Source organism: Rhodobacter capsulatus, assembly GCF_052363185.1.
GTDB classification, from domain to species: Bacteria; Pseudomonadota; Alphaproteobacteria; order Rhodobacterales; family Rhodobacteraceae; genus Rhodobacter; species Rhodobacter capsulatus_E.
Genome location: NZ_CP198955.1, coordinates 1,538,711 through 1,555,950 on the forward strand (window position 1 = coordinate 1,538,711; position 17,240 = coordinate 1,555,950).

The following is a 17,240-nucleotide window of genomic DNA, read 5'->3' on the forward strand; positions in this document are numbered from 1 at the left end:
GAGGTAGGGCAGATGGACACGTCAGTTCCCGCGGTGGGGTTGCGCCGCAATCCCGGGCAGAAATACAGCCTGTTTCTGGACGAGCTGCACAGCCGGATGGTCTTTGACTGGTATATGGAAATCGGCTGCCGCGCCGGGCGCAGCTTCGCGCCGGTGACCGGCAAGACGATCGCCGTCGATCCCTTTTTCAAGGCCGAGGCGAACATCATCGGTGCCAAGCCGCAACTGCTGATCTTCCAGCAGACGAGCGACGATTTCTTCGCCTCGGGGATGCTTGAGCGGATGGGGATCAAGCTGTCGTTTTCGTTCCTCGACGGGATGCATCTGTTTGAATATCTTCTGCGCGATTTCATGAATACCGAAGCGGTGTCGGACCCTGATGGCGTGATCGCGCTGCATGATTGCCTGCCCTTCAACGAACGCATGCTGACGCGCGATCTGCAGAACCTGCCCAAGGGGCCCTGGACGGGCGACGTGTGGAAGCTGATCCCGATCTTGCGCAAATACCGCCCCGATCTGGAACTGACGGTGCTGAACTGCCGCCCGACGGGGCTGGTCTTCGTGTCGAACCTTGACCCGAAAAACACCGTTCTGCGCGACAATTACGAGGCGATCCTGGCCGAATGGACCACGGTCGATCTGGTCCCCTATGGCGCAGGCCGCTTTTACGACTGTTTCGAAAGCGTGGATGCCGAGGCCTTTGCCGCCGCCGATTACCCGATCTTCGCGAAGATCCGGCAGGCGCCCGCGACGATCCGCAAGCCCACCAAGGTCACGAAATAACCCCGGAGGTGCCCATGTCGGCACGCGAAGACGATCCCGCCCGCGCTCCGCAGCCGCAGGGCGGCTGGTCCACGAAAATCGTCACCGTGCCGGATGCGCTGGTCGTGCCCGCGACCGTGCCCGACATGGTGCAGGCGATGGGCATCTATGACGCGGCGGGCCAATATGTGCGCGAGGGGGTGCTCTGGCGCGGCCGCCGCCTGATGGTCGAGCCCGAAATTCGCCCCGAGCCCTTGGCCGATCTGCCCGGGCGCTGGATCTGGGGCGGCATCCTGCTCAACCATTTCGGCCATTTTCTGGTCGAAAGCACGCCGCGGCTCTGGGCGCTCGATGCGGTCGAGGGGCCGGTCGATGGGCTGATCTTCACCGTCAAGCGCGAGACGATCGAGGATCAGGGCGAACTGAAGCTGCAACCGTTCCAGCGGCTCTTCTTCGATCTTCTGGGCATCGACGTGCCGATCCGCATCCTGTCCCAGCCGACCCGGGTCGAGCGGCTGGAAGTGCCGGGGCAGGGCTTTGGTCTGGGGCCGATCGCCGCCGGAACCGAGGCGTTCCGGGCCTTTTTCGCGACCCGCTTCGCCCGCGAGATCGCGCCGCAAGGCGCGGAAAAGCTTTATGTTTCCCGCTCGGCACTCGGGGCCACGCGCGGCGGCGTGCTGGGCGAGGACCGGATCGAGGCGGTGCTGGCCGACGCGGGCTATGAAATCTTCCACCCGCAAAAGCACAGCCTTGAATCGCAGATCGCCCATTACAAGGCGGCGCGGCAGGTGGTGGCGCTCGATGGTTCGGCGCTGCATATGGTGGCGATGGTGGGGCGGCGCGATCAGCAGGTGGCGATGATCCGGCGCCGCGTCTCCGACGTGTCCGACAGCATCGTGACGCATCTGACCGCCTTCACCGGGCAGGCGCCCTTGGTGATCGACGTGATCGAACAGGATTGGGTGCGCTCGGACCGCAAGCGGGCGGACCGGCATTCGGTGGGCCAGCTTGATCTGCCCGCTTTGGGCCGGGCGCTGGTCGCGGGCGGTTTCCTGCCCGAGGGGGCCGAAATTCCCGCGATGACCGAGGCCGACATTCAGGCCGGGGTGCATGTGTTCGAAGATGCGCTGAGCGGCAAGCTGAGCTTCGAGCCGCTGGCGCGCGGCGCGCGGCGCGACCTGCCCGAGGCCGGGCCGGTGGTGCGGCGGCGCAAGGACAAGCCCGGGGCGAAACCGGACAAGGAAGGCAAGCTCAAGGGCGAGGAACGCCGGGCGGCGCGGATGGCGCGGCGGGCGGAAAAGACCGAACGGCGCGAAAGACGCGCGGCGGCCCGGCCCGAGGGCTGACCGCCGCGGCGGCTTATTTGGCCCCGCGTGCGGCGCGGCGGGCTTCGCGCGCGGCCTTGCGCTCCTGCCGTTCGGCACGCCGCGCGGCGCGGTCCTCGGCGGTTTCTTCGGCGGGCGCTTCTTCGGCCGGGATTTCGGCGGCGGCTTCGCCCAGATGCGCGCGCGTAAAGACCGCCATCACCTGCGCCACCGCCGCTTCGCGCACAGACCGCAGGTTCGGCTCGAACCAGCCCGCCCCGGCCTTGGCCGAGGTCACAAGTTCATAGGACGGGAAATAATCCACCGCCGCGTCGTCGGCCTGCAGCTCGCCCGCCACCGCGCGCAGCACGGATTTCGACAGCACCGTCGCGGGCAGCACATGCGCGTCCGAGGCGGTGGCCGTCAGCGGCACCGGCGAGACGGTGAGCAGCACCCGCAGCGCCGGGTTGAGCGCCTTGAGCCGCGCCAGCGCCGCTTCCAGATCGGCCTTGACCTCGGAGACGCGGAAATTCGCAAACGCGTGGATCTCGGGGTTGAAACTGCCCGCGATCGTGCCCGGCGCCGTCGCATAGACCTGACCCGAGGGCTTGTGAAGCCAGGCCTCGGTCAGGCCCAGCGTGAAGATGAAGACATCGGCCCGGGTGAAAACGTCGCGCACCTTTTCAAGGTGTTGCGCGCGGGCGGCCCGGACCGCCGCGGCGCTATCAAACCCGCCCGGTTCGATATTCGGGCGCAGCGCATCGTAAAACCGGCCGTCCTTTTCCCAGATCGCGTCGAAATCCGGGGCCTTGCCCCAGGCCTCTTCGAGCAGCTGGCGCAGCTGGCGGGTGGTGTAGAGGTTGCCATAACGGGCCGAATACATGTCATAGCCATGGCTTGGCCCGTCTTCGGCGGCGATATGGGCCGGGCGCGGCTCGGCATCGAGCACGTTGAAGCCGTTCCTGCGCAGGGCCCGGCCGACATGCTGGGCAAAGCACGAGCCTGCGGTGACGATCCGGTCGGTCTTCGTCAGCCCCCAGCGCGGCCGGTAAAGATCGGGCGGCGGATAGGCGGCCTCGGCCAGGCCGGTGCGCCAGAAGGCGCGGGCGTCGATGCCTTGATAGGGCGAACGGGTCATGCGGACACTCCTTCTTGCGGGCAGGTTTCGGCCAGGGCGGGCCGGAGCGCCGCCCAGAGCGCCCGCCCGAAATCGGCATTCATATGCGAGGCGTCGGTGCCGCCGCCTTCGCCCGAAATCAGCCGCGAGGCCTCCTTGTTATAGGTGCCGCGGGTGGTGATGCCATCGGCCACGGTTTCGGGCGGCTGGGCGATGAACCGCGCCTGCGGGGCCAGCGCCGCGCCCACCGCGGTTTCGAACATCTGCCCCAGCGCCGGGCCGTCGCCCGCGCTGATCGCGGCGTCCCAGCCGTAATCCGAGGTGCCCTCGGGCGCCTGCCGGGCCCATTCGGCCCAATGCGGCTCGGCCAGCGCCAGCACCGGCTTGCCCGTCGTCGCGGCGATCGTCCGGGCCTGTTCGACCAGCTGGGTCGTGGCGTAACGCTCGGTCAGGAACGCCTTGGCAAAAGCCGGATGCACCAGCGTCTTGCCCGCGGTGCCGGCAAGCCCGACCCAGGCGTGGCTTTTGTAAAACCGCAAGATGCGCTTGGACGACACATTCAGCCCCACCAGCAGGAAGGCGTCGAAGCGGGTCAGCTCGATCCGGTCATAGCCGCCCGAAAGCTGGCGGAAATGGCTTGAAATCTTTTGCCGCGTCGGCACCAGCGCCGTGCCCTGCAGCGCCACATGGCGCATCCCGTCGGAAGGCGCGCCGAAAAACGTGGGTTCCACCGCCGCCCAGCCCGGCGCGGCCTCGGCCATCAGCCGGTCCCAGCCCAGTTTCAGCGCCGCGATATGGGAATTGCCGATCACGCACAGCCGCAGCGTCATTTCGAGAAGGCCTCCAGCAATTCGTCTTCGCACATCACCTTTGCCGTCTTGCCCTTGGCCTCTGCCCTTGCCTTGCGTTTTGCCCGCCGCTCCGGGTCCTTGTGCCGCGGCCTGCGGCCTTCGGCCACCGGGGCCAGCGGCGCTGTGGCGCCCCCGAGCAGATCCAGCAGCTCGGCCCCGCCGCAGAGCCGGGCCACCAGCGCGGCAAGGCGGTCGTGATCGGCCGCTTCGGCGGGCAGGGCGCAAAGCCGCCCGACCAGCGCATCCAGAACCGGATCGTGCTGCACCCGGGCGTCGCCCTGCGCCCAATCGGCCGCGCGGGCCGCAAGCAGCGCCTGTGCCGTCCGGGCCTCGGCCCGGGCGCCGGGCGGGGCGGGCAGCACGATCAGCCGCAATGCCAGCCCCGGGTTCAGCGCCTGCAGCCCGTCCCGAAGCCGGGCGAAACCGGCGTCAAGATCGCGCGCGGTCGTGCGCGCCTCGGGCCAGTCGGGGGCCGCGATTCCCGCGGGGGGGCGCGGAAACACCCGGCCGCTGGCCGGATCGGTCAGCAGCGCCGGGGTGGCAAGCGGCAGCACCAGCGTTTCGGTGTCCGCAATCAGCCGCGCCAGCGCCGCCAGATGCGCCTGCCGATAGGCGGTGGCGCTCGCCAGATCGGGCAGGCCCGCCGGATCGACCCCGGGGCGGGCGGCATCGACCAGCGTGCCATCGGGCTGCGGCCAGAACACCGGATCGGCCGCGCCGGGGGCGATCCCGCGCGCCTCCTCGATCAGCTGCGCGATCAGCCGCACATCGCCCAGCCGCCCGGCCCGCGCCGAGGCCAGCCCATAGTGAAACCGCGTCAGCAGCGCCGCCGAGGCCTGTTTCGGCCCCGGTTCGGCCTCGGCCACCGTGGCCCCGCCGCGGCGCAGAAGCGGCGCCAGCGCAAAGGCCGGATCGCCGCCCAGCACCGTCAGCCGGATCGCCGCGGGCGGCTGGGGCGGGGTGGCCTCGGTTTCGGGACTTGTCTCTGCGTCGCTCATTCTGTCCTGCTTCCTTCCGGCGCAGATTAGGCGCCGTGCCCGCAGGATGAAAGCCAATCATGGACATTTGAGGGCGGGCCGGACAGAGATTGCGGCCCCGGTCGGGCGGGGCGACGGGGCGCCGCCAAAATGTCGCACCGGCCCCGAAGGGCGTATTGACCTATGTCAAAGTCCTTTCGGCCCGCAAACCGCTAGAAACGGCCCATCAGGTTCCCGATCTCCCTGAAACGGCGCAAGCTGGCGGAACCTGAAACAGAACCGTGACGTTCTCCCTCGTCTGGTTCCAAATAACGCGCTGCGGGCCTCCCTCCCGCAGCGCTTTATTTTTTGCCCTGCTTTTTCTTGGCGCAAATACGCCCTTGCCCAGCGCAGCCCCGCGCGCGGCGCAAAAGAGCAAAAGAAAAGGCCCCCCGAACGGAGGGCCCCTGCGCAGATCGGCGGCGCTGGTTCCGGGCGCGCTTATTTCGGCGCGATCATCATCACCATCTGGCGGCCTTCCAGCTTCGGCATCGATTCGACCTTGCCGGCATCGCCGACATCGCCCACGACCCGGTTCAGAAGCTCCATGCCCAGCTGCTGGTGCGCCATCTCGCGGCCGCGGAAGCGCAAAGTGACCTTCACCTTGTCGCCTTCCTCCAGGAACTTCATCACCGAGCGCATCTTGACCTCGTAGTCATGCGTGTCGGTGCCCGGGCGGAACTTGATTTCCTTGATCTCGATGACCTTCTGCTTCTTGCGGGCTTCGGCCTCTTTCTTTTGCTGTTCGTATTTGAACTTGCCGAAGTCCATGATCTTGCACACCGGGGGAACGGCGGTGGGCGAGATTTCCACGAGATCGAGCCCGGCCTCTTCGGCCATCTGCATCGCACGGGCGGGGGTGACCACCCCGACGTTTTCCCCATCCGCCCCGATCAGGCGGATTTCAGGCGCGCGGATGCGTTCGTTGATCCGGGGGCCGGTCTCGCGTTGCGGCGGGGCATTGTGCGGTCTGCGGGCTATGGCTCTGATCCTTTTGTGGTGAGCGGAATGGCGCGCAAAATAGGGGCTGGGGTCTTGTCTTTCAACAGGATTCCGCAGGGCCTTTGGCGGGAATCGGCTGATGCATCGAAAAAGGCGGCAATGCGACACGTTTCCTTATTCCCAACCGCGGGCGATAGTTGAAAATGTTGATCGTTCCCATGAGAATCCCAACATGAAAAGGGGGGAAGAATGACCGAAGTGAAATGGAAAGACCTGCCGCAGAATGCCAAGGCGACGCTGGGCATCATCGGCGGGGGCGTCCTGCTGGCGCTGATCCTCGGCTTGATGTCGCCGGGTCGCACCGTGGTCACCGTGCCTGTTGACGAACTGCCGCCGGGCGTCCCGGCGACCCCGGCCGCCGCGGCCGCTCCGGCCGAAGCTGCTCCGGCCGCCGAAGCTGCTGCCCCGGCTGAAGAAGCCGCTCCGGCTGCTGAAGCCGCTCCGGCTGCTGAAGCTGCTCCGGCTGCTGAAGCTGCTCCGGCTGCTGAAGCCGCTCCGGCTGCGGAAGCTGCTCCGGCTGCGGAAGCTGCCCCGGCTGCTGAAGCTGCTCCGGCCGCTGAAGCTCCGGCTGCGGAAGCTGCCCCGGCTGCGGAAGCCGCTCCGGCCGCTGAAGCCCCGGCCGCTGAAGCTGCTCCGGCTGCGGAAGCTGCTCCGGCTGCGGAAGCCGCTCCGGCTGCTGAAGCTGCCCCGGCTGCTGAAGCCCCGGCTGCTGAAGCTGCTCCGGCTGCTGAAGCTGCCCCGGCTGCTGAAGCCCCGGCTGCTGAAGCTGCTCCGGCTGCTGAAGCTGCTCCGGCCGCGGAAGCTGCTCCGGCCGCGGAAGCCGCTCCGGCCGCTGAAGCTGCTCCGGCCGCTGAAGCCGCTCCGGCTGCTGAAGCCCCGGCCGCGGAAGCTGCTCCGGCCGCGGAAGCTGCTCCGGCCGCTGAAGCTGCTCCGGCCGCTGAAGTTGCCCCGGCTGAAGAAGCCGCTCCGGCCGCTGAAGCTGCTCCGGCGGAAGCCGCTGCCGCTCCTGCCGAAGCTGCTCCGGCCGAAGCCCCGGCCGCGGAAGCTGCTCCGGTTGACCCGGTTGCCGCCGCTCTGGCCGCTGCCGAAGCCGCCACGGCTGCTGCTGCCGCCGCGACCGCTGCCGCCGCCGCTGCCGAAGCTGCCGCCGCTGCCGCTGCCGCGAAATAAGCGCCGCGCGCCTGACCTCGGAAACGCCGTCCCTCTCGGGGCGGCGTTTTCTTTTGCCCGCCATCCACAGCGGCCAAAGAAAAAGGCCGCCCCGAAGGGCGGCCCGTTTCCAATCTGCAGGAAGGCTCAGATGCCTTCGCCGACGAAGGCCTTTTCCACCACGAATTCGCGCGGCTCGGAATTGGCGCCCTCGCGCAGGCCGTAGCTTTCCAGAACCTTCATCACATCGACGTTGAAGGCGAGCGAGCCGCAGACCATCGCCCGGTCGGTTTCCGGGTTCATCGGCGTGATCCCCAGATCCTCGAACACCTTGCCCGAGGCGAGGTTGTCGGTGATCCGGCCCATGTGGTGGAACTCTTCCCGCGTGGTGGTCGGGTAGTATTTCAGCTTGCCCTCGACCATCTCGCCGATCAGCGGGTCATCTTGCAGCGCCTCGACCAGCTGGCGGCCGTATTCGAGTTCCGCCACCGTGCGGCAGGTGTGCATCATGATGACTTCGTCGAATTTCTCGTAAGCCTCGGGCTCGCGCATCAGCGAGGCGAAGGGCGCAATCCCGGTGCCGGTGGCCAGGAACCACAGCCGCTTGCCCGGAAGCAGCGCGTCGATGACGAGCGTGCCGACGGGTTTCGGGCGCAGGATGATCTGTTCGCCCACCTGGATGTGCTGCAGCCGCGAGGTCAGCGGGCCATCCGGAACCTTGATCGAGTAGAATTCGAGTTCCTCGTCCCAGGCGGGCGAGGCGATCGAATAGGCGCGCATGATCGGCTTGCCGTTGTCATCGAGCAGCCCGATCATCACGAACTCGCCCGAACGGAAGCGCAGCGTTTGCGGGCGGGTGACGCGGAACGAAAACAGCGTGTCGGTCCAGTGCCGGACAGAGGTCACCGTCTGCGCATCGGGCAGGACTTTCGCGGGGGCAATCGGCGTGGTCTCGTTCACGGTCGTCTCGTCTTTGAGGCCCGAAGGGGCGATGAAGAAGCGCCGCACCGGCGCAGGCGCGGCGCGGCAGGAAACATGCGCCGCAATTACCACAAAAGGCCGCGGCGTGCCATGACTATGGGCACATGCCCGCTGCGACCTTTCGCGTCAAGCGATCACGCTGTCGCAACCGAACCGAAAAGCCGGGCGCGATAGTCATGCGCCTGCCAATCGGCGCGGGCGCGCCATTGCGCCTCGCCCTGACGCGCGGCCAGATCGTCGGGGATTTCCACCTCGTCAAAGCCCGAGCGCCGGGCCATGCCGTATTGATCGGCGATGAGCGGCCCGGTGGCGCGCAAGCGGCCGGTGTAGCCCGCATCGCGGATCAGCCGGCCAAGGGTGAAGCCGCGCCCGTCCGAGAAGCTGGGGAAGAGCACCTTCACCAGCTCCGCCCCCGCGATCATATCGGCCAGCGCCTCGGGGGCGGTGGTGGGGGGGATCTCGACGGCCTGCCCTTGGAAATCCTCGGGCGCAAAGCCCGTATCGCGCACGATCACACTCATGCCACCTTGTCCTTGTCGCTGCTGTCGGCGTCCTCGGCCGGTTTGACCCGGACCATCTTGCCGCCGATGAAATGGATGCCGCATTCGGTTTTTTGCGAGCCGCGCCAACGGCCTGCGCGCGGGTCTTCGCCCGGTTTCACCGGCGAGGTGCAGGGCGCGCAGCCGATGGACGGATAGCCCCGCGCCACCAGCGGATGCCGGGGCAGGCGGTTTTGCACCATGTATTCTTCCAGATCCTCGCGGCCCCAATGCGCCAGCGGATTGATCTTCATCCGGGTGGGGGTTTCGACCTCGAAGAAGTCGATCTCGGCCCGGGTCGTGCCCTGATAGCGCTTGCGCCCGGTGATCCAGGCGTCAAAGCCCGAGAGCGCGGCTTCCAGCGGCACGGTCTTGCGCAGATTGCAGCAGGCGTCGGTGTTGAACTGATAAAGCGTGCCATCGGGGTCGTCGATGGCAAGCGCCGCTTTCGTCGCGCGGATGGTGCGGATCTCCGACAGGCCCAGTTTCGAGGCGACCTCCTGCTGATAGGCGAGCGTTTCCGGAAACAGCATCATCGTATCGACGAAGAGCACCGGCGTCGCCGGGGCGATCAGCGAGACCATGTGCAGAAGCACCACCGATTCCGCACCAAAAGAACTGACCATCGCCACGCGCCCGGTGTCGGGATCGGCGAGCGCCTTTTCCATCACCGAAATCGCGGCATGATGCCGGTAGCGCTCATTCAGCCCCGCAACGCGCGCGCCGATCTCAGGCAGCATCCTGGGCCTCGTCATAAAGTGCGGCGCGGAAGGGCTCGCGCCCCAGCCGGTGCAGCGCGGCAAGGAAGCTTTCGCCCGCCGAGAGCCGCAGCGCCAGATAGGCGCGCACCAGCCGCTCGATCGCGGGCACGACGGCATCATAGGCAAAGCCCGGCCCCATCTTTTCGCCGATCGCGGCCTCGGGGCCCTCGGCGCCGCCCAGGGTGATCTGGTAATTCTCCGCCCCGGCGCGATCAAGGCCCAGAATGCCGATGGCGCCCAGATGGTGATGACCGCAGGCATTGATGCAGCCCGAGATTTTCAGCGGCAGCGGGCCGATGGTTTCGACGAGACCCAGCGTCTCGAAATGCTGCGCGATCTCTTGCGCCAGCGGGATCGAGCGGGCGGTGGCCAGCGCGCAGTAATCCATCCCCGGGCAGGCGATCATGTCGGAGATCAGCCCGACATTCGCCGCCGCCAGCCCGACCTTGCGCAGCGCGGCATGAAGTGCTGCCAGATCGGCGCGGGCGACATGGGGCAGAACGATGTTCTGCATGTGGGAAATCCGCAGCTCGCCATAGCCGTAAAGGTCGGCAAGGTCGGCGACGGCCCGCATCTGGTCGGCCGAGACATCGCCCGGTTCCTCGCCCGGGGTCTTGACCGAGATCGTCACCACCGCATGATCGGGGCGCTTGTGATCGGTGACCGAGTGCTTCGCCCAAGCCGCGAAAGCCGGATCGACGGAAAGCGTCGCGACATAGGGGGCCGGGTCCTTCGCCAGCAGATCGGGCAAAGCGAAATGCGGGGTGATCTCGGCCAGAAGCGCCTGATCGGCGCCGGTGAATTGCGGCTTGATCCGCTCGAATTCCTGCTCGACCAGATCGCGGAAGGGCTCGATCCCGGTTTCAAAGACGGTGATCTTGATGCGCGCCTTGTATTTGTTGTCGCGCCGCCCGATCAGGTTGTAGGCGGCCAGGATCGCCTCCAGATAGGGCAGCAGATCGGCTTTCGGCAGGAAGTCGCGCAGTTCGGGCGCGAGCATCGGCGTGCGGCCAAGACCGCCGCCCACCAGCACCCGGAACCCGGTCTCGGCCCCGCGGCGGATCAGCTGCAACCCGACATCATGGGCGCGGATCGCGGCGCGATCCTCCGGGCTGCCGGTGATCGCGATCTTGAACTTGCGCGGCAGGAACTGGAATTCGGCGTGATCCGAGGACCATTGCCGGATCAGCTCCGCATAGGGGCGGGGGTCTTCGATTTCATCCGCGGCAGCCCCGGCAAAGGCGTCGGTCGTCACGTTGCGGATGCAATTGCCCGAGGTCTGGATCGCGTGCAGCCCGTCATCGGCGAGCCGCTCCAGAATGTCGGGGGTATCCACCAGCTTGATCCAGTTGAACTGGATGTTCTGGCGGGTGGTGAAATGGCCGTAACCGCGATCAAAGCGGTCCGCCACATCGGCCAGCGCCCGCATCTGATCGGACGAAAGCGTGCCATAGGGGATGGCGACGCGCAGCATGTAGGCGTGAAGCTGCAGATAAAGCCCGTTCATCAGCCGCAGCGGGCGGAATTCGTCCTCGGTCAGGCTGCCATCCAGCCGCCGCGCCACCTGATCGCGAAACTGCGCCACGCGGTTGCGCACGAAGGCTTCGTCGAAATCGGAATATTCATACATGTGCGGCGTCCTTGGCGGCGGCTTCTTTCGTCGGCCGGATCGAGGGGCCCTTGGCGCGGAACTGCTCGCGCAGCGCGACCGGCACCGGGCCCTGCGGTCCTTGCGTCACATCGACCAGATAGACCCCCACCGCAACCGTCGTGTGACCCATCGCGGAAAGCAGGCGCAACTGCGCCTCGGCCTCGTCGGTCAGCACCTCGGCCTGGGCGATGTCGCGCACCCAATCCCCGGCGGCCGAGAAATAGACAACATGACCGGCGCGCAGATCATTGGCGCTGACGACTTTGGGAACGAAGGAACGACTCATATCACGGCCTCGATGGCAGGGGCGGCAGCCGCGCGGGGCGCGAGGCCGAACAGGATGACGGCGGGGCCGGTCAGCCGCGCGGCGGCGGCGGGCAGATCGGCCAGGGTGGTGGCAAGCACGCGCGCATCGGCGCGGGAAACATTTTCTACGAGCGTGACCGGTGTCGTGGCAAGGGCGCCGTGCATCATCAGCCGTCCTTGCAGGAACCGTGCGGCCTTCTTGCCCATGTAGATCGCCGCAACCGCACCCGGACGGGCCAGGCCCGCCCAATCCGCCTCGGCGAAACCGGCGACATCATGGCCGGTGATCAGGCGCAGCTCCCGGTTGCGGCCGCGCTCGGTCAGGCTTTGCCCAAGGCTCGCCGCCGCGGCCGAGGCGGCGGTGATCCCGGGCAGGACGGTGAAGCCGATCCCGGCCGCGTCGAGCGCGTCCAGTTCCTCGCCCAGACGGCCGAAGACGCCCGGATCGCCCGATTTCAACCGCAGCACATTGCGCCCGGTGCGGGCAAACCCCAGCATCAGCGCGATGATCTCCTCTTGCGGCATCTGGGCGCCAAAGCCGGTCTTGCCGGTCTCGATCACCAGCGCCTGGCCTCCGGCCAGCGCCAGCACCTCGGCCGACACCAGCCGGTCATGCAAGATGACATCGGCCGTGGCCAGCGCCCGCGCCACCGCCAGCGTCAGATGGTCCACGGCCCCGGGGCCGGAGCCAGCAAGCGTCACATGTCCGAAGCTTTGGGTCATGGGGATCTCCTTTCGCGCAATATAGGAAATTTTTCCCGGCAAGCGCCATGCCCCCTTGCGAATAAGGAACTTCGTTTTCTATCCTGGCTCCGGCAGAGGATATTTCCTGCAAAACGGGGGAAAAGGCGAATGGCGGTCCGGTTGGACGAGATGGATCGGAAGATCCTGTTTCAGATGCAGGAAGACGCGAGCCAGTCGCTCGACGAGATTGCGCGCAAGGTGGGCTCGTCGAAGACCCCGGTCTGGAACCGCATCCGCAAGATGAAGGATCTGGGCGTGATCGGGCGCCAGACCGTGCTGCTCGATGCCGAGGCGCTGGGGCTGGAGGCCTGTTTCTTCGTGCTGATCCGCACCTCGGAGCACGAGGCGGAGTGGCAGCGGCGGTTTCTGGCGACGCTGCGCGCGCGCCCCGAGGTGCTGGAAGCGCATCGGCTGGCGGGCGATATCGACTATATCCTGAAGGTGCGGGTGAAGAACGCGCGCGCCTATGACCTTTTTTATCAGGCGCTGATCTCCGAGGTGAAGATCTACAACGTCACAGCGCTTCTGAGCATGGAAGAGATCAAGTCGACGACGATTCTGCCGGTGTGAGGGGATCAGGCCGGGCAGGGGGGCGCTGCCCCCCTCTGGCCTCTCGGCCATTCACCCCCCGGGATATTTGGACCAAGGTGAAAGGCACCCCGATGCTGCTTTCACCTTGGTGCAAATATCCCGGGGGGAGTCCGCTTGCGGACGGGGGGCAGCGCCCCCCTTTCTTTCTCAGGCCGCGTCGAGCGCGCTCAGGATCGCGCCGAAATCGGCGGCCTTGAGCGAAGCGCCGCCCACCAGCGCGCCATCGACATTCGAGGTGGCAAAGATCTCGGTCGCGTTCGAGGGTTTGACCGAGCCGCCGTAGAGGAGCCGCATCCCCTCGCCCTCGGCGCCGAAGCGCGCGACGAGTTCTGCGCGCATGAAATCATGCACTTCCGCGATCTGCGCCAGCGTCGGCGTGCGGCCGGTGCCGATCGCCCAGACCGGTTCGTAAGCGATGACGGTATTCGCCGCGGTGGCGCCGTCGGGCACCGAGCCCGCGAGTTGCGCGCCGACCAGCGCCAGCGTCTCGCCCGCATCGCGCTGCGCTTCGGTCTCGCCGACGCAGATCACCGCGACCAGCCCCGCCGCGCGGGCAGCGGCGGCCTTGGCGCAAACCATCTCCGAGCTTTCGCCATGATCGGCGCGGCGTTCGGAATGGCCGAGGATCACATGGGAGGCGCCGCAATCGGCCAGCATTTCGGCCGCGATATCGCCGGTATGCGCGCCCGCGGCCTTCATGTGGCAATCCTGCCCGCCGACCGCGATCTTGCCCGCCGCCGTCGCCACCATCGCCGCGACCAGCGTCGCGGGCGGGCAGAGCAGCACTTCGGATTTCGGATCGGGATGCGCCGCGATCAGCGCCGTCACCTCGGCCAAGCTTGCCTTGGTGCCGTTCATCTTCCAGTTGCCCGCGGCCAATTTTCTGCGCATTCCTGCCTCCTTGCCAAAGTCGGGGGCAGATTAGGCAGGCGCGCGGGCCGTGCAAGCAAGAAATGGGCCTCAGCCCGCGGGCGCGTCGCGGAACTTCACCGATTCGCCGCAGCCGCAGCTTTCGACCACATTCGGGTTGCGGAACTTGAAGCCCGATTTCGAGCATCGTTTCTTCGTAGTCGATCTCGGTTCCCAGCAGGAACATTTGCGCGAGCGGCGCGATCAGCACGCGGGCCGGGCCTTCCTCGACGACGATATCCATCGGATCGGCCTCGGCGGCGATTTCCATTGTATATTCCATGCCCGCACAGCCGCCCTTCTTGACGCCGATGCGGAACCCGGCCGCGCCTTCGCGCGCCATCAGCTCGGCGATCTGCGCGACAGCGGCGGGGGTCAGGGTGACGGGGGGCTTGCCGGGGAGTGCGAACATGGGGGGGCTCCTTTCGCCCATAGATAGGCGTGCGGGGGGCGGTCCGGCAAGCGGGCCGCCCCGGCAGATCAGGCGAGGAACGGATAATCGGTGTAGCCCTCGGCGCCACCGCCATACATCAGCGCCAGCCGCAGCGGGTTCCATTCGGCGTTCCGTTCCAGCCGCGCCACCAGATCGGGGTTGGCGATGAAGGGTTTTCCGAAAGCCACCGCCGCCGCCGTGCCCGTTGCCACCGCGGCCATGGCACTGTCACGCTCGTAGCCGTTGTTGGCGATATAGGGGGCGCGGATGGCGTCGCGCAGGGCTTCGAGTTCGCCCGCGGGCCAGTCGCGCGGACCGCCGGTCTGGCCTTCGACCATGTGGACATAGGCCAGCGGCCGGTCGTTCAGCGCGGCGATGGCGGCGCCAAACAGCGCGGGCGTGTCGCTGTCGAGCCCGACATTGTTGGCGTTCGAGAAGGGCGAAAGCCGCACGCCCACCCGCCCCGGGCCCCAGACCGCGACGCAGGCATCGACCGCGCCTTCCAGGAAGCGGATGCGGTTGGCGATAGAGCCGCCCCAGCCGTCGCTGCGTTTGTTCGACGTGTCGCGCAGGAACTGGTCGATCAGATAGCCGTTCGCCGCATGCACCTCGACCCCGTCGAAGCCCGCCTGCTTGGCCAGCTGCGCGGCATGGCCGTAATCGAGGAAGCTGCGTTCGATGTCTTCCTCGGTCATCGCGCGCGGCAGGCCCGTCTCGACGAAGCCCTTGCCGTCGAAGGTCTTCGAAGCGGCCGAGATCGCCGAGGGCGCGACCGGCGTCATCCCGTCGATGATCGTCTCATGCGAGACGCGGCCGACATGCCAGAGCTGGATCACGATCTTGCCGCCCTCGGCATGGACGGCCTCGGTGACCCGGGCCCAGGCCGCCGCCTGCGCCTCGGTATGGATGCCCGGCGTCCAGGCATAGCCCTGTGCGATGGGCGAGATCTGCGCGCCCTCGGTGACGATCAGCCCGGCCGTCGCGCGCTGGCGGTAATAGTCCACCGTCAGATCGGTGGGCATCCGGTCGGGGGCGCGGTTGCGGGTGAGCGGCGCCATCACGACGCGGTTGGCAATGGAAATGGCCCCAAGCTGGCCGGGGGAAAACAGGGTGTCGGTCATCTGACCCTCCGTCTGAGAACTGCCGCAGCCTAAGCGATCGGCAAGGTCAGGCAAGGGCCGGACTGCACAGACGCTCTGTCCGCCCTGCACAATTACATGAAGCCGAGTTCCAGCCGCGCCTCGTCCGACATCATGTCCATGCCCCAGGCCGGGTCGAATGTCATCTCGATCTCGCAGCGCTGCACGCCCTCGACCGCCTCGACCGCGTCTTGCAGCCATTGCGGCATCTCGCCCGCCACCGGACAGCCCGGCGCGGTCAGTGTCATGGTGATGGCAACGACGCCATCTGCGCCGATCTTGATCGTGTAGATCAGGCCCAGATCGAAGATGTTGACCGGAATTTCCGGGTCGAAGACGGTGCGGCAGGCGTCCACCACCGAGGCGTAAAGCGGATGCTCGATATCGGACGGGGCAATCAGCGGGGCCCCTTCGGGGAGCGCGTGTTCGGTGCTGGTCATGACTCTCTCGGGCTATTTCCTAGAGTTTATATAGGGTATCGGGGGGCGAGGTAAAGGCCGTCGGTGCGGGGCGGAAAGCCGCGTGCCAAGCAGGGTTTCGCCGCGGCGGGGCCTCGGCGACACGGGCGGGGGCTCCGCCCCCGCACCCCCGGCGTATTTGCGCCAAGAAAAAACAAGCGCCCTTTTTCGATGGCAGGCCACGTCCGTTCCCAAGCAAGTGCCCTGCTTCTCCTTGGCAAAATACGCACTTCTTTTTCCGGGGGGTGCGGGGGGCAAAGCCCCCCGCGGGTCGCCTCGGGCTTGCCCGAGGCGAAAGCCTCTTGCTGGTCGCCAACCCTGCCTGCGCGCGTCGCTTTCCCTTTCGGCCCGGCACTGCTACATGCGGCCGAAAGGAGCGCCCGATGACCCAGTTCAGCTTCACCCTCTCCGCCACCGACGGCGCCGCCCGCACCGGCGTCATCCACACCCCGCGCGGCGAGATCCGCACCCCCGCCTTCATGCCCGTCGGCACCGCCGCCACGGTCAAGGCGATGCTGCCCGAAAGCGTGCGCGCCACCGGCGCCGACATCCTTCTGGGCAACACCTACCATCTGATGCTGCGCCCCACGGCCGAGCGCATCGCGCGGCTGGGCGGTCTGCACAAGTTCATGAACTGGGAGCGCCCGATCCTGACCGACTCGGGCGGGTTTCAGGTGATGAGCCTCGCCTCCTTGCGCAAGCTGACCGAGGAGGGCGTGACCTTTTCCAGCCATATCGACGGCTCGAAGCATCATCTGTCGCCCGAACGCTCGATGGAGATCCAGAAGCTTCTGGGCTCCGACATCGTCATGGCCTTTGACGAATGCCCGGCGCTGCCCGCTGACGAGGCTGCGGTGGCCAAGTCGATGCGGCTGTCGATGAGGTGGGCGCAGCGGTCGCGCGATGCCTTTGGCGACCGGCCCGGCCATGCGCTTTTCGGCATCATGCAAGGCGGTGTCACCCGCGATCTGCGCGAGGAATCAGCCCGGAAACTCACGGAGATCGGCTTTGACGGCTATGCGGTGGGCGGGCTCGCCGTGGGCGAGGGGCAGGAGGCGATGTTCTCCGTCCTCGATTACGCGCCCGGCTTCCTGCCCGCCGACAAGCCGCGCTATCTGATGGGGGTGGGCAAGCCCGATGACATCGTCGGCGCGGTCGAACGCGGCATCGACATGATGGATTGCGTGCTGCCCTCGCGCTCGGGCCGCACCGGCCAGGCCTGGACCCGGCGCGGCCAGATCAACATCAAGAACGCCCGGCATCAGGATGACCCGCGCCCGCTCGACGAAGCCTGCAGCTGCCCGGCCTGCCGCAATTATTCCCGCGCCTATCTGCACCATGTCTTCAAGGCGCAGGAGATGATTTCGGGCATGCTGCTGACCTGGCACAACCTGCATTACTATCAGGATCTGATGGCCGGGCTGCGCGATGCGATCGCCGCGGGGCGGCTCTCGGATTTCGTGGCGGCCTTCCATGCCGAACGTGCCAAGGGCGATATCGACCCGCTGTGAGGGGCCGCCCGGCCTC

18 protein-coding genes and 1 pseudogene are annotated in these 17,240 nt (G+C 67.2%); 5 read left to right on the forward strand and 14 right to left on the reverse strand.

Features of this window, described 5'->3' with window-relative positions; genetic code table 11:
• Positions 1 to 12 precede the first annotated feature (12 nt).
• Together ACTTAG_RS07690 and ACTTAG_RS07695 are read left to right on the forward strand one after the other, a co-directional pair.
• Complete coding sequence (locus tag ACTTAG_RS07690) at positions 13 to 783, forward strand: hypothetical protein (protein WP_444464915.1); 771 nt, start codon at positions 13 to 15, stop codon at positions 781 to 783.
• A gap of 14 nt (positions 784 to 797) precedes the next feature.
• Positions 798 to 2,108, forward strand: a complete 1,311-nt coding sequence (locus ACTTAG_RS07695) for a glycosyltransferase family 61 protein (RefSeq protein WP_444464916.1) — start codon at positions 798 to 800, stop codon at positions 2,106 to 2,108.
• A 13-nt stretch (positions 2,109 to 2,121) separates the two neighbouring features.
• On the opposite strand, the gene ACTTAG_RS07700 is transcribed toward ACTTAG_RS07695, so the two are convergent.
• From ACTTAG_RS07700 to infC, 4 genes are all read right to left on the reverse strand, one after another.
• Complete coding sequence (locus ACTTAG_RS07700; protein ID WP_444464917.1) at positions 2,122 to 3,204, reverse strand: GSCFA domain-containing protein; 1,083 nt, start codon at positions 3,202 to 3,204, stop codon at positions 2,122 to 2,124.
• Entirely contained in the window at positions 3,201 to 4,013 is an 813-nt protein-coding gene (locus tag ACTTAG_RS07705) for a hypothetical protein (protein ID WP_444464918.1), read from the reverse strand. The genes ACTTAG_RS07700 and ACTTAG_RS07705 overlap by 4 nt, the downstream gene beginning before the upstream one ends.
• Entirely contained in the window at positions 4,010 to 5,032 is a 1,023-nt protein-coding gene (locus tag ACTTAG_RS07710) for a hypothetical protein (RefSeq protein WP_444464919.1), read from the reverse strand. Before ACTTAG_RS07710 ends, ACTTAG_RS07705 begins: the two co-directional genes overlap by 4 nt.
• Positions 5,033 to 5,491: 459 nt before the next feature.
• Positions 5,492 to 6,160 carry a translation initiation factor IF-3 gene (gene infC / locus ACTTAG_RS07715; protein ID WP_444464920.1) on the reverse strand — a complete coding sequence of 223 codons (669 nt, stop codon included), beginning with the start codon at positions 6,158 to 6,160 and terminating at the stop codon, positions 5,492 to 5,494.
• A 211-nt stretch (positions 6,161 to 6,371) separates the two neighbouring features.
• Between infC and ACTTAG_RS07720 the strand changes: the two genes are divergently transcribed.
• Entirely contained in the window at positions 6,372 to 7,427 is a 1,056-nt protein-coding gene (locus tag ACTTAG_RS07720; RefSeq protein WP_444464921.1) for a hypothetical protein, read from the forward strand.
• On the opposite strand, the gene ACTTAG_RS07725 is transcribed toward ACTTAG_RS07720, so the two are convergent.
• The 6 genes from ACTTAG_RS07725 to cobA all read right to left on the reverse strand — a co-directional run bounded on the left by ACTTAG_RS07725 (position 7,349) and on the right by cobA (position 12,162).
• On the reverse strand, positions 7,349 to 8,161 hold the full coding sequence (locus ACTTAG_RS07725; RefSeq protein WP_444464922.1) for a ferredoxin--NADP reductase: 813 nt from the start codon (positions 8,159 to 8,161) through the stop codon (positions 7,349 to 7,351). The genes ACTTAG_RS07720 and ACTTAG_RS07725 overlap by 79 nt on opposite strands.
• Before the next feature lie 155 nt (positions 8,162 to 8,316).
• The gene (locus ACTTAG_RS07730) at positions 8,317 to 8,703 is read right to left on the reverse strand and encodes a DUF934 domain-containing protein (RefSeq protein WP_444464923.1); all 387 of its coding nucleotides are present in this window, start codon (positions 8,701 to 8,703) and stop codon (positions 8,317 to 8,319) included.
• On the reverse strand, positions 8,700 to 9,461 hold the full coding sequence (locus tag ACTTAG_RS07735) for a phosphoadenylyl-sulfate reductase (protein WP_444464924.1): 762 nt from the start codon (positions 9,459 to 9,461) through the stop codon (positions 8,700 to 8,702). Before ACTTAG_RS07735 ends, ACTTAG_RS07730 begins: the two co-directional genes overlap by 4 nt.
• Positions 9,451 to 11,112: a nitrite/sulfite reductase gene (locus ACTTAG_RS07740; protein WP_444464925.1), complete on the reverse strand. Its 1,662-nt coding sequence runs from the start codon at positions 11,110 to 11,112 to the stop codon at positions 9,451 to 9,453. The genes ACTTAG_RS07735 and ACTTAG_RS07740 overlap by 11 nt, the downstream gene beginning before the upstream one ends.
• Positions 11,105 to 11,419, reverse strand: a complete 315-nt coding sequence (locus tag ACTTAG_RS07745) for a DUF2849 domain-containing protein (RefSeq protein ID WP_444464926.1) — start codon at positions 11,417 to 11,419, stop codon at positions 11,105 to 11,107. Before ACTTAG_RS07745 ends, ACTTAG_RS07740 begins: the two co-directional genes overlap by 8 nt.
• Positions 11,416 to 12,162 (reverse strand): uroporphyrinogen-III C-methyltransferase, encoded by a 747-nt coding sequence (gene cobA / locus ACTTAG_RS07750; RefSeq protein ID WP_444464927.1) that lies wholly within the window; start codon positions 12,160 to 12,162, stop codon positions 11,416 to 11,418. Before cobA ends, ACTTAG_RS07745 begins: the two co-directional genes overlap by 4 nt.
• Before the next feature lie 129 nt (positions 12,163 to 12,291).
• Between cobA and ACTTAG_RS07755 the strand changes: the two genes are divergently transcribed.
• Positions 12,292 to 12,753 carry an Lrp/AsnC family transcriptional regulator gene (locus ACTTAG_RS07755; RefSeq protein ID WP_055208687.1) on the forward strand — a complete coding sequence of 154 codons (462 nt, stop codon included), beginning with the start codon at positions 12,292 to 12,294 and terminating at the stop codon, positions 12,751 to 12,753.
• Between the two features lie 168 nt (positions 12,754 to 12,921).
• On the opposite strand, the gene tpiA is transcribed toward ACTTAG_RS07755, so the two are convergent.
• The 4 genes and pseudogenes from tpiA to ACTTAG_RS07775 form a co-directional block, all read right to left on the reverse strand.
• Positions 12,922 to 13,665, reverse strand: coding sequence for a triose-phosphate isomerase (gene tpiA, locus ACTTAG_RS07760; protein WP_444464928.1), 744 nt, complete (start codon positions 13,663 to 13,665; stop codon positions 12,922 to 12,924).
• Between the two features lie 69 nt (positions 13,666 to 13,734).
• Positions 13,735 to 14,095: pseudogene (locus tag ACTTAG_RS07765) on the reverse strand (HesB/IscA family protein).
• Between the two features lie 68 nt (positions 14,096 to 14,163).
• Positions 14,164 to 15,237, reverse strand: a complete 1,074-nt coding sequence (locus tag ACTTAG_RS07770; RefSeq protein WP_444464929.1) for an alkene reductase — start codon at positions 15,235 to 15,237, stop codon at positions 14,164 to 14,166.
• 92 nt (positions 15,238 to 15,329) lie between these two features.
• Complete coding sequence (locus ACTTAG_RS07775) at positions 15,330 to 15,695, reverse strand: SUF system Fe-S cluster assembly protein (protein WP_444464930.1); 366 nt, start codon at positions 15,693 to 15,695, stop codon at positions 15,330 to 15,332.
• Positions 15,696 to 16,096: 401 nt separating this feature from the next.
• On the opposite strand from ACTTAG_RS07775, the gene tgt reads away from it, so the two are divergent.
• Positions 16,097 to 17,224: a tRNA guanosine(34) transglycosylase Tgt gene (gene tgt, locus ACTTAG_RS07780; RefSeq protein WP_444464931.1), complete on the forward strand. Its 1,128-nt coding sequence runs from the start codon at positions 16,097 to 16,099 to the stop codon at positions 17,222 to 17,224.
• Positions 17,225 to 17,240: the final 16 nt, after the last annotated feature.